Source organism: Pseudomonas mosselii (genome assembly GCF_003205295.1).
Classification (GTDB): Bacteria; Pseudomonadota; Gammaproteobacteria; order Pseudomonadales; family Pseudomonadaceae; genus Aquipseudomonas; species Aquipseudomonas mosselii_B.
On sequence record NZ_QJRP01000047.1, the window covers coordinates 20,139 to 31,210 of the forward strand.

The window sequence follows — 11,072 nt, forward strand, 5'->3', positions numbered from 1 at the left end:
GGGGGAGGGCAGGCGACGAAGGGGGCTGTTCAGTGTTTTTAAAAAAGAGTACAAATGTACTCCATGGACACTTTATCCCCCAAACGCCGCGCCATCCTCGCGTTCATCCGCGAGCGCATCACCGATCAAGGCCAGCCACCGTCGCTGGCCGATATCGCCGAGCGCTTCGGTTTCGCCTCGCGCAGCGTGGCGCGCAAGCACATCACCGCCCTGAGCCAGGCCGGGTTCATCGACGTCACGCCCAACCAGGCGCGTGGCATCCGCCTGGCCGAGCCCCTGCGCCGGCCCGAGATCCTCGAGGTGCCGGTGCTTGGCCAGGTCGCCGCGGGTGCGCCGATCGGCCCCGACCTCGACATCCACGAGCAGTTGCTGCTCGACCCCAGCCTGTTCCGGCGCACCCCCGACTACCTGCTCAAGGTGCGCGGCGACTCGATGGTCGACGACGGCATCTTCGACGGCGACCTGGTCGGTATCCGTCAGCAGGGCGACGCCCGTGACGGGCAGATCGTGGTCGCACGACTCGACGGCGAGGTGACCATCAAGCGCCTGCAGCGCACCCGCGACGGCTATCGCCTGCTGCCGCGCAACCCGGCCTATGCCCCCATCGATGTAAGCCCCGAGCGCGAGTTCTTCATCGAAGGCGTGTTCTGCGGCCTGCTGAGGCGTGACTGATGGGCGCCGTGGTCGAACTCGACCGGCTGCTCGACCAGCGCCAGGTGTGGCGCGGGCGACAGGCACAGGCGCGTCCGCAGGGCCTGCAACCCACCGGGCATGCCAGCCTCGACCATCGTCTGCCGGAAGGCGGCTGGCCGGCGGCGGCGTTGAGCGAGCTGCTGCTGGCCAGCCCCGGTTGCGGCGAGCTGCAACTGCTCTGGCCGACGCTCGCCCGGCTGACTGGCGAGGGGCAGCGGGTGGTGCTGGTGGCACCACCGTTCATCCCCTATGCGCCGGCCTGGCAGGCCGCCGGGGTGGACCTGCGCTGGCTGGTGCAGGTCGATGCCGAGGCGGCCGATGCCTTGTGGGCCGCCGAGCAGTGCCTGCGCTCGGGCAGTTGCGCCGCCGTGCTGTGCTGGCCAGGGTACGCCGACGATCGTGCCCTGCGGCGTCTGCAGGTGGCCGCGGAGACCGGCGACGCGCTGGCGTTTGCCTGTCGCCCGCACCAGGCCGCGCTGAACCCATCACCCGCTGCCCTGCGCATCGCCCTCGACCTGCGCCCGGTGCAGTGGCGCGTGCTCAAGTGCCGGGGCGGCCTGGCACCGGCCACGCCCATTGCCTGCCCGGGGCGGGAGTGATGCGCCATGCTCTGGGCCTGCATTCTGTTGCCACAGCTGGCGCTGGACACCGTCCTGCGCGAACGCGACGACCCCGAGGCACCCCTGGTGCTGCTCGGCGGGCCGCTCCAGTGCCGTGTACTGCGGGCGGTCAACCCGGCGGCCGCTGAGCTGGGCCTGCGTGCCGGGCAGACGCTGACCGCCGCCCGTGCCCTGGCCGACGGATTTACCTGCGTCGAGGTCGAACCGGCGCGCATCGAGCAGTTGCAGCAGTTGCTGGCAGCCTGGGCCTACCGCTTCAGCGCCCAGGTCAGCCTGCACTATCCGCGGGCGTTGCTGCTGGAGGTGGGCTCGAGCCTGCAGCTGTTCGGCCCCTGGCCACTGTTCGAGGCGCGCTTGCGCCAGGAGCTGGCGGCGCTGGGGCTGCGCCAGCGCATCGTCGTGGCCAGCAATCCGGTGGCGGCGAGGATGCTCGCCAATGGGCATGACGGCCTGGCGCTGACCTGTCCGCAGGCCACCCGCGCCGCCTTGCTCGAGATGCCCGTCGAGCGTGTTGGCCTGCCCGCCGAAGCGGCCGAGGCCTTCGCCCGCATGGGCCTGCAGCGGCTCGGGCAGGTGCTGGCATTGCCGCGCGATGCCTTGGCCAGGCGTTTCAGTGTCCAGGTGCAGTTGCACCTGGACCAGCTGCTCGGCCTGCGCAACCTGGGGCTGGACTTCTACCAGCCGCCCGATCGTTTCGAGGCGCGGCTGGAGCTGAATTTCGACGTCGAGTCGCACCAGGCGCTGCTGTTCCCCTTGCGCCGCCTTGTCACCGACTTGGCGGCCTTCCTTGCGGGGCGCGACTGCGGCGTGCAGCGTTTCGAGCTGCACCTGGAGCACGCCGAAGGCGCGGATACCGTGCTCAAGGTCGGCCTGCTGGCCGCCGAGCGTGACGCCTCGCTGCTGTTCGAGCTGGCCCGTGGCCGCCTGGAGCCGCTGCGTATCCCGGCGCCGGTACGCAACCTGCGCCTGTTGGCCGCCGACCTGCCGCCATTCGTGCCCCAACGCCAGGCGCTGTTCGACCCGCGCGCGCAGCAGGCCCAGCCCTGGGAGCAGTTGCGTGAACGGCTGCGGGCGCGGCTCGGTGACGAGGCGGTCAGGGGCCTGCGCGCTGAAGCCGACCATCGCCCCGAGTGCGCCTGGCAAGGCGTGGAGCAGGGCGCCCAGGGCCAACAGGTGATGGCCCCCGGTCGTCGTCCCGGTTGGCTGCTGCCCACACCCCAGCTCTTGAGCGAGACCGGCCTGCAACTGCTGGGGCAGGCCGAGCGCATCGAGTCCGGCTGGTGGGACGGTGGCGACGTGCGCCGTGACTACTACCGCATCGAGACCCGTGACGGCCTGCGCGGTTGGGCCTTCCGTGACCTGGCGAGCCCCGGGCCGCTGTGGTTGCAGGGCTGGTTCGCATGAACATCCCGGATTATGCAGAGCTGCACTGCCTGTCGAACTTCAGTTTCCAGCGCGGCGCCTCCAGTGCCGACGAACTGTTCCGCCGTGCCCGCGAGCAGGGCTACCAGGCCCTGGCGATCACCGACGAATGCACGCTGGCGGGTATTGTCAGGGCCTGGCAGGCGGCGAAACAGCATCAGTTGAAGCTGATCGTCGGCAGCGAGGTGCGGGTGCACCAGGGGCCGAAGCTGGTGTTGCTGGTGGAGGACCTTGCCGGCTACCAGAATCTCTGCGCGCTGATTACCCGCGCCCGGCGACGCTCGGAGAAGGGCAGCTACCAGCTGCTCGCCGAGGACCTCGTAGCCCATCACCAGGGCTTGCTGGCGTTGTGGGTGGCCGAGTTAGACGACGGCGACGCGGCCTGGCTGCGGCCGCTGTTCGGCGAACGTCTGTGGCTGGCGGTGCACCTGCACCGCGGGGGCGACGACGCCCGGCGCCTGGCGCATCTGCGCGCCCTTGGGGCGCGGCTGGATATCCCGCTGGTGGCCTGCGGCGATGCGCACATGCATGTGCGCGGGCGGCGGGCGCTGCAGGACTGCATGACCGCCATCCGCGAACATTGCGCGGTCGCCGAGGCGGGGCGTTTCCTATTCGCCAACGGCGAGCGTCACCTGCGCTCGCTCGACCAGTTGCGCGAGCTGTACCCCGACGATCTTCTCGCGCAGACGCTGCGGGTTGCCGAGCGCTGCACCTTCGATCTGTACCAGCTGAACTACCAGTACCCACGGGAACTGGTGCCCGAAGGGCAGACCCCGGCCAGCTGGTTGCGCGAGCTGTGCCGGCGCGGCCTGCCCGAGCGCTGGCCCCAGGGCCCGAGCGACAAGGTGCGCACGGTGCTGGAGCAGGAGCTGGCGTTGATCGAGGAGCTGGGCTACGAGAGCTACTTCCTGACCGTCCACGACATCGTCGCCTTCGCCCGCCGCCAGCGCATCCTCTGCCAGGGACGCGGTTCGGCGGCCAACTCGGTGGTGTGCTTCGTGCTCGGCATCACCGAGCTCGACCCCATGGAACACCGCCTGCTGTTCGAGCGCTTCCTCTCCCGCGAGCGCAACGAACCGCCGGACATCGACGTGGATTTCGAACATGACCGCCGCGAAGAGGTGATCCAGTACGTGTTCCGCCGTTACGGCCGGCACCGGGCGGCACTCACCGCGGTGGTCAGCAGCTACCATGCCGCCGGCGCGGTGCGCGATGTTGCCCGTGTGCTTGGCTTGCCGGCCGACCAGGTGGATGCCCTGGCCAAGTGCTGCGGGCGCTGGAGCGACCGCATCCCCGATGCCGGGCGCCTGGCCGAGGCCGGTTTCGATGCGCACAGTCCCTCGCTGCGGCGCATCCTGGTGCTGGCGGGGGAACTGATCGGCTTTCCCCGGCACCTGTCGCAGCATCCCGGCGGCTTCGTCATCTGCGAGCAGCCGCTGGACCGGCTGGTACCGGTGGAAAACGCGGCAATGGCCGAGCGCACGGTGATCCAGTGGGACAAGGACGACCTGGACATGGTCGGGCTGCTCAAGGTCGATGTGCTGGCGCTGGGCATGCTCAGCGCGCTGCGCCGCTGCTTCGACCTGATCGCCCGGCACCGGGGGCGCGAGTACACGCTGGCAACCCTGCCCAAGGAAGACCCGGCCACCTACGCCATGATCGGCCGTGCCGAGACCATGGGCGTGTTCCAGATCGAGTCGCGGGCGCAGATGGCCATGCTGACCCGGCTCAAGCCGGTGAAGTTCTACGACCTGGTGATCGAGGTGGCCATCGTCCGCCCCGGGCCGATCCAGGGCGACATGGTCCACCCCTACCTGCGCCGCAGGCTCGAGCAGGAGCCGGTCACCTACCCATCGGAAAAGCTCAAGGCCGTTTTCGAGCGCACCCTGGGCGTGCCGCTGTTCCAGGAGCAGGTGATGGAGCTGGCCATGGTCGCCGCCGACTACAGCCCGGGCGAGGCCGACCAGTTGCGCCGCAGCATGGCCGCCTGGAAGCGCCATGGCGGCCTGGAGCCGCACCGTGAGCGGCTGATCGTGGGCATGCTGCGCAATGGCTACGAGCTGGCGTTCGCCGAACGTATCTTCGAGCAGATCAAGGGCTTTGGCAGCTACGGTTTCCCCGAGTCCCACGCCGCCAGTTTCGCCCTGCTGTGCTATGCCAGCAGCTGGCTCAAGTGCCATGAACCGGCGATCTTCACCTGCGCACTGGTCAACAGCTGGCCGATGGGCTTCTACAGCCCCGACCAGTTGTTGCAGGAGGCCCGCCGTCAAGGGATCGAGGTGCGCCCGGTGGATGTGTTCCACAGTGACTGGGACTGCACCCTGGAGGCCGTGGGCGAGGGGGCGTTGGCCATCCGCCTGGGGTTGCGCCAGATCCGTGGCTTCGGCGAAGGCGATGCCCGTCGCCTGGCACAGGCGCGGATACAGCGCCCGTGGCGTGATGTCGAGGACCTGTGCCTGCGCGCCGGGCTCGATGCCCGGGCCCGGGCGCGCCTGGCGGATGCCGGGGCGTTGCGCGGGCTGGCCGGTGACCGCCACCAGGCGCGCTGGCAGGTGGCGGCTGTGCAAGCGCAGTTGCCGCTATTCGCCGAAGTAGGGCCGGTATCCGAACTGGCGGTGGCGTTGCCGGCGCCGAGCATCGCCGAGGACCTGGTCGCCGACTACGACACCCTGGGCACCACCCTCGGGCCGCATCCGCTGGCCCTGTTGCGTGCACGCTTGCGGGCACTGGGCTGTCGCAGTTCGACGGAGCTGGCGGGGGTCGAACATGGCGACACTATCGCCGTCGCCGGCATCGTGGTCGGTCGCCAGCGGCCGCAGACCGCCAGCGGGGTGACTTTCGTCACCCTCGAGGATGAGCACGGGATGGTCAATGTGGTGGTCTGGCGCGACCTGGCCGAGCGCCAGCGGCGGGCACTGGTGGGTTCGAAGCTGCTCAAGGTGAGCGGACGGCTGGAGCAGGAGAGCGGGGTACGGCACCTGATCGCCCGACGCCTTGAGGACATCAGCCCCTTGTTGCAGGGGCTGGATGTGCGTAGCCGGGATTTTCACTAGACGCCAGGTCTTGGCGGCTGGCTGGCTCAGACCATCGCCAGGCGCTGCTTGCGTGTCGGAGCCGGGAACGCCCGCTCGATGGCTTGCAGGTCCTCTTCTGCAAGCACCAGATCGGCCGCAGCCGCATTCAAGCGCACATGCTCCGGATTGACCGCCTTGGGAATCGCGATTACCCCTTCACCCCGCGTCACCCAGGCCAGGCTCACCTGGGCCGGCGTAGCACCGTGGCGCCCAGCGATCTGCGTTATCACCGGATGGCGCAGCAGGCGCCCGGCCTGGGCCAGCGGGCAGTAGGCCATGGTCGGCAATCCCTGCTGGCGGCTCCACGGCAGCAGGTCGAACTCGATGCCGCGCTCGGCCGGGTTGTACAGCACCTGGTTGGTAGCGCAGGTGGGGTTGTCGAGCTCGCGCAGGTCGTCGAGGTCGAAGTTGGACACGCCCCAGCGGCGGATCTTGCCCTGCTCGACCAGGCGTTCGAACGCTTCGACGGTCTCCTCCAGCGGATACTGGCCGCGCCAGTGCAGCAGGTACAGGTCGATGCAGTCGGTGCCCAGGCGCTCGAGGCTACGTTCGCAGGCGGCCGGCACGCCGCGTCGGCTGGCATTGTGCGGATAGACCTTGCTGACCAGGAACACCTGGTCGCGACGTCCGGCGATGGCCTGGCCGACCACGCGCTCGGCGCCGCCCTCAGCGTACATCTCGGCGGTGTCGATCAGGCCCAGGCCCAGCTCGATACCCTGCTGCAGCGCCGCCACTTCGGCCCCCCTGCGCCCCGGGTCCTCGCCCATGTACCAGGTGCCCTGGCCGATGGCCGGAACGCGGGAACCCGCCAGATTCACGTAACGCATGTCACCTCCTGTGGATGGGTATGGGTCAGCAGCACATCGAGCAGCGCCTCGGCGGCCTTGGACAGCTTGTGATCGCTCAGGGCGATCACGCCGATGCGCCGCTCCACGGTGGGTTCGACCAACGGCACGCAACGGGCGCCGAGCTCCTGCATCTGCTCGATGCACAGCGCCGGCACCGCGCTGACCCCCAGGCCGCTGGCGACCATGCGACCGATGGTCGACAGCTGGTGGCTTTCGAAGGCCACCGCCAGCTTGCCATGGTTGGCGGCCAGGTGCTGCTCCAGCAGCAGGCGCACTGCGGAAGGCCGCTGCAGGGCGATGAAATCCTCGGCCAGAAGCTGTGGCCATCGCACCTGGGGCTGGCGGGCGAGGGGCGAGTCGGCGGGCACCACCGCGACGAAGCGATCCAGGTACAGCGGATGAAAGCGCAGCGCCTCGCTGCTCTCGGGTTCGAAGCCGATGCCCAGTTCGACGCGGCGGTGGCGCACCAGTTCCAGCACCTGCTCGTTGATCACGTCGTGCACGGTGACGTTGACCTTGGGGTAGCGCTGGCGGAACACCTTCAGCGACTGCGGCAGCAGGTTGCCGGCAAAGGCCGGCATGGCCGCCACCGAGACTCGTCCCAGTTGCAGGGTGAAGCGCTGGCGCAGCATTTCCTCGGTGTCGTCCCAGTCGGCCAGCAGGCGCCGGGCCAGTGGCAGTAGCACCTCGCCCTCGGGAGTCAGGCTGACGCTGCGGGTGGTGCGGGTGAGCAGGGCGCCGCCGAGGTTGTCCTCCAGCGCCTTGATGGTCAGGCTCAGGGCCGGTTGCGACACGTGCAGGTGCTCGCCGGCCTGGGCGAAACTCTGGTACTTGGCCACGGTGACGAAGGCGCGCAGCTGCTTGACGTTCATGGGGGGGCGGGCTCTTTGTTTTGTAAAAGTTATCAATCGATGACGAAAACAAAATTAACAAATCAGTCGACTACAGTGAAGATGACCGTACGGTTCCAACAACTACAAAAGGCGACTGAGCATGGCCGGACTGGACAAGCGTGTAGCAACTTATGAAGAGGCCCTGGCGGGCTTGACCGACGACATGACCGTGCTGGCCGGCGGCTTTGGCCTGTGCGGCATCCCCGAGAACCTCATCGCCGAGATCAAGCGCCGCGGCGTCAAGGGCCTGACCGTGGTGTCCAACAACTGCGGCGTCGATGGCTTCGGCTTGGGCGTGCTGCTCGAGGACCGGCAGATCCGCAAGATGGTCGCCTCCTACGTCGGCGAGAACGCCGAGTTCGAGCGCCAGCTGCTCAGCGGCGAACTGGAAGTGGAACTCACCCCGCAAGGCACCCTGGCCGAGAAGATGCGTGCCGGCGGCGCCGGCATCCCGGCCTTCTTCACCGCCACCGGCTACGGCACCCCGGTCGCCGAAGGCAAGGAAGTGCGCGAGTTCAACGGCCGCAAGTACATCCTCGAAGAGTCCATCACCGGCGACTTCGCCATCGTCAAGGGCTGGAAGGCCGACCACTACGGCAACGTGGTGTACCGCAACACCGCGCAGAACTTCAACCCGCTGGCCGCTACCGCCGGCAAGATCACCGTGGTCGAGGTCGAGGAGATCGTCGAGCCCGGCGTGCTGCTGCCCAGCGAGATCCATACCCCGGGCATCTATGTCGACCGGGTCATTGTCGGCACCTTCGAGAAACGCATCGAAAAGCGCACCGTCAAGGCCTGAGCGCCGTCCTCAAGAACAACAAAGAGATCCTGACCATGGCATTGACCCGCGAACAAATGGCGCAACGCGTCGCCCGTGAACTGAAGGACGGCTACTACGTCAACCTCGGCATCGGCATTCCCACCCTGGTGGCCAACTATGTGCCTGAGGGCATGGAAGTGATGCTGCAGTCGGAGAACGGCCTGCTGGGCATGGGCGAGTTCCCCACCGAAGCCACGATCGACGCCGACATGATCAACGCCGGCAAGCAGACCGTCACCGCCCGCCGTGGCGCGTCGATCTTCGATTCGGCGCAATCCTTCGCCATGATCCGTGGCGGCCATGTCGACCTCACCGTGCTCGGCGCCTTCGAGGTGGACGTGGAAGGCAACATCGCCTCGTGGATGATCCCCGGCAAGCTGGTCAAGGGCATGGGCGGCGCCATGGACCTGGTGGCCGGTGCCGACAACATCATCGTCACCATGACCCACGCCTCCAAGGACGGCGAGTCCAAGCTGCTGCCCAAGTGCAGCCTGCCGCTGACCGGCGCTGGCTGCATCCGCAAGGTGCTGACCGACCTGGCCTACCTTGAGATCGACAATGGTGCCTTCATCCTGCGCGAGACCGCCCCGGGCGTGAGCGTCGAGGAGATCATCGAGAAAACCGCCGGCAAGCTGATCGTGGCCGACGACGTGAAGGAAATGACCTTCTAATTACCCGCAACACACCGCCCCCTGTAGGAGCGGCCTTGTGTCGCGAAATGGCTGCGCAGCAGCCCCGCGATTTCGGCATCAGCGCTGGGATCGAGGGGCCGCTGCGCGGCCCTTTCGCGACACAAGGCCGCTCCTACAGGGGGTTTGCAATACCTGTTGAAAAATCCACCAATAAAACCAAAAAAGGAAAACACTGTGGCCGCTGATATCCAAGACAGCCGCTCCGCCCGCTTTGCCCTGCGCTGCTCCAACTGGGCCGAACGCTGGTTCCCCGACTCCTGGGTGTTTGCCGCCTTGGCGGTGATGCTGGTGTCCCTGGGCGCCCTGGCCATGGGCGGCAAGCCCACCGACACCGCCAAGGCCTTTGGTGACGGCTTCTGGAGCCTGATCCCGTTCACCATGCAGATGGCCTTCGTGGTCATCGGCGGCTATGTGGTGGCCAGTTCGCCACCGGCCGCGCGGTTGATCGACCGCCTGGCGCGCCTGCCGAAGAACGGCCGCTCGGCGGTGTGCTGGGTGGCGCTGATCTCGATGCTTGCCTCGTTGCTCAACTGGGGCCTGTCGCTGGTGTTCGGCGGTCTGCTGGTACGTGCCCTGGCCCGCCGCACCGACCTGAAGATGGACTACCGCGCCGCAGGCGCCGCCGCCTACCTGGGCCTGGGCGCGGTGTGGGCGCTGGGCCTGTCGTCGTCGGCCGCGCAGTTGCAGGCCAACCCGGCCAGCCTGCCGCCGTCGATCCTGTCGATCACCGGGGTGATCCCGTTCACCGAGACCATCTTCCTCTGGCAGTCGGGCGTGATGCTCGCCGCGCTGGTGATTGTCTCGCTGGTCGTGGCCTACGCCACCGCTCCCGGCCCGAACAGCGCCCGCAGCGCACAGGACTGCGGCGTCGACCCGAGCTTCAGCGCGCCGCCTTCGCCACAGCGCACCCGCCCGGGCGAGTGGCTGGAGTACAGCCCGATCCTGATCCTGCTGCTGGTCGCCCTGGCCGCCGGTTGGTTGTACCAGGAGTTCGCCACCAAACCTGCGATCACCGCGATCTCCGGGTTGAACACCTACAACCTGCTGTTCATCATGCTCGGTGCCTTGTTGCACTGGCGTCCGCGCAGCTTCCTCGACGCGGTGACGCGCGCCGTGCCGACCACCACCGGGGTGCTGATCCAGTTCCCGCTGTACGGCTCGATCGCCGCCATCCTCACCCAGGTCAAGGGCGCGGATGCCCAGACCCTGGCCCACCATATCTCGGTGTTCTTCACCCAGATCGCCACCCACGACACCTACGCGCTGCTGATGGGCGTGTACTCGGCGGTGCTCGGCTTCTTCATCCCGTCCGGCGGCGGCAAATGGATCATCGAGGCGCCCTACGTGATGCTGGTGGCCAACGACCTGCAGTACCACCTGGGCTGGGCGGTGCAGATCTACAATGCCGCCGAGGCGCTGCCGAACCTGATCAACCCGTTCTACATGCTGCCGCTGCTGGGGGTGCTGGGGCTCAAGGCGCGCGACCTGATCGGCTTCTCGTTCGTGCAGTTGCTGGTGCATGTGCCGCTGGTGCTGGTGTTGCTGTGGGCGCTGGGCACGACCTTGCAGTATGTGCCGCCGGTGATGCCGTAAGGCCCAAGTCGTGGAGCTGCACGGCAGCTCCACATCGTTCACGGCGACAGGGCAAAAATTTTTCTCTGTAGCGCAACAGCTCTATCTCAATGGTTTCATTCAACACGGAGAGCGGTGTTACAAAAAACCGGATGATGGCAAATTGACGCCAATATGCTGGCAAAATAGTATGCCCGCCACTTTGCACTGTTCACCAGGGATTGGTCATGGCGGGACGTCTAGTTTCAGGGCGCAAAACGGCCCTCTGTGCGCTTGTCAGCCTGCTGTGCTGCCCTGCGGCCTGGGCCGTTTCACCCGGCGACCAGGACCTGATCCGCGACCGCCAGGACCGTCTGCTCGAAGAGCAGCAGCGCCGCCTCGAAGAGCTGCGCAACCTGCCCGGCAAGGCCGCTGAACCCGGTGAGTCGCAACCGGCGA

9 protein-coding genes and 1 pseudogene are annotated in these 11,072 nt (G+C 67.7%); 8 read left to right on the forward strand and 2 right to left on the reverse strand.

The window, feature by feature from the left end:
• Positions 1-63: 63 nt before the first annotated feature.
• The 4 genes from lexA to DMX06_RS24305 are packed head-to-tail and all read left to right on the forward strand — an operon-like array spanning position 64 to position 5,788.
• Entirely contained in the window at positions 64-672 is a 609-nt protein-coding gene (lexA, locus tag DMX06_RS24290) for a transcriptional repressor LexA (protein ID WP_110739723.1), read from the forward strand.
• On the forward strand, positions 672-1,292 hold the full coding sequence (gene imuA, locus DMX06_RS24295; protein WP_110739712.1) for a translesion DNA synthesis-associated protein ImuA: 621 nt from the start codon (positions 672-674) through the stop codon (positions 1,290-1,292). Before lexA ends, imuA begins: the two co-directional genes overlap by 1 nt.
• A 6-nt stretch (positions 1,293-1,298) precedes the next feature.
• Complete coding sequence (locus DMX06_RS24300; protein WP_110739713.1) at positions 1,299-2,717, forward strand: Y-family DNA polymerase; 1,419 nt, start codon at positions 1,299-1,301, stop codon at positions 2,715-2,717.
• Positions 2,714-5,788: an error-prone DNA polymerase gene (locus tag DMX06_RS24305; RefSeq protein WP_110739714.1), complete on the forward strand. Its 3,075-nt coding sequence runs from the start codon at positions 2,714-2,716 to the stop codon at positions 5,786-5,788. Before DMX06_RS24300 ends, DMX06_RS24305 begins: the two co-directional genes overlap by 4 nt.
• Positions 5,789-5,814: 26 nt before the next feature.
• On the opposite strand, the gene DMX06_RS24310 is transcribed toward DMX06_RS24305, so the two are convergent.
• Positions 5,815-6,636 (reverse strand): aldo/keto reductase, encoded by an 822-nt coding sequence (locus tag DMX06_RS24310; RefSeq protein ID WP_110739715.1) that lies wholly within the window; start codon positions 6,634-6,636, stop codon positions 5,815-5,817.
• Positions 6,624-7,529, reverse strand: a complete 906-nt coding sequence (locus DMX06_RS24315; RefSeq protein ID WP_110739716.1) for a LysR family transcriptional regulator — start codon at positions 7,527-7,529, stop codon at positions 6,624-6,626. Before DMX06_RS24315 ends, DMX06_RS24310 begins: the two co-directional genes overlap by 13 nt.
• Before the next feature lie 121 nt (positions 7,530-7,650).
• On the opposite strand from DMX06_RS24315, the gene DMX06_RS24320 reads away from it, so the two are divergent.
• From DMX06_RS24320 to DMX06_RS26200, 4 genes and pseudogenes are all read left to right on the forward strand, one after another.
• On the forward strand, positions 7,651-8,349 hold the full coding sequence (locus DMX06_RS24320; RefSeq protein WP_110739717.1) for a CoA transferase subunit A: 699 nt from the start codon (positions 7,651-7,653) through the stop codon (positions 8,347-8,349).
• Positions 8,350-8,384: 35 nt separating this feature from the next.
• Positions 8,385-9,041: a CoA transferase subunit B gene (locus DMX06_RS24325; protein WP_110739718.1), complete on the forward strand. Its 657-nt coding sequence runs from the start codon at positions 8,385-8,387 to the stop codon at positions 9,039-9,041.
• 195 nt (positions 9,042-9,236) lie between these two features.
• Entirely contained in the window at positions 9,237-10,655 is a 1,419-nt protein-coding gene (locus tag DMX06_RS24330) for a short-chain fatty acid transporter (protein ID WP_110739719.1), read from the forward strand.
• 206 nt (positions 10,656-10,861) lie between these two features.
• A pseudogene (locus DMX06_RS26200) lies at positions 10,862-11,072 on the forward strand (ShlB/FhaC/HecB family hemolysin secretion/activation protein); the annotation flags it as partial.

Bases quoted from the DNA above. Each gene is read 5' to 3' on its own strand.
- lexA (WP_110739723.1), top strand. From the start codon at position 64: ATGGACACTTTATCCCCCAAACGCCGCGCCATCCTCGCGTTCATCCGC.
- imuA (WP_110739712.1), top strand. From the start codon at position 672: ATGGGCGCCGTGGTCGAACTCGACCGGCTGCTCGACCAGCGCCAGGTG.
- DMX06_RS24300 (WP_110739713.1), top strand. From the start codon at position 1,299: ATGCTCTGGGCCTGCATTCTGTTGCCACAGCTGGCGCTGGACACCGTC.
- DMX06_RS24305 (WP_110739714.1), top strand. From the start codon at position 2,714: ATGAACATCCCGGATTATGCAGAGCTGCACTGCCTGTCGAACTTCAGT.
- DMX06_RS24310 (WP_110739715.1), bottom strand. From the start codon at position 6,636: ATGCGTTACGTGAATCTGGCGGGTTCCCGCGTTCCGGCCATCGGCCAG.
- DMX06_RS24315 (WP_110739716.1), bottom strand. From the start codon at position 7,529: ATGAACGTCAAGCAGCTGCGCGCCTTCGTCACCGTGGCCAAGTACCAG.
- DMX06_RS24320 (WP_110739717.1), top strand. From the start codon at position 7,651: ATGGCCGGACTGGACAAGCGTGTAGCAACTTATGAAGAGGCCCTGGCG.
- DMX06_RS24325 (WP_110739718.1), top strand. From the start codon at position 8,385: ATGGCATTGACCCGCGAACAAATGGCGCAACGCGTCGCCCGTGAACTG.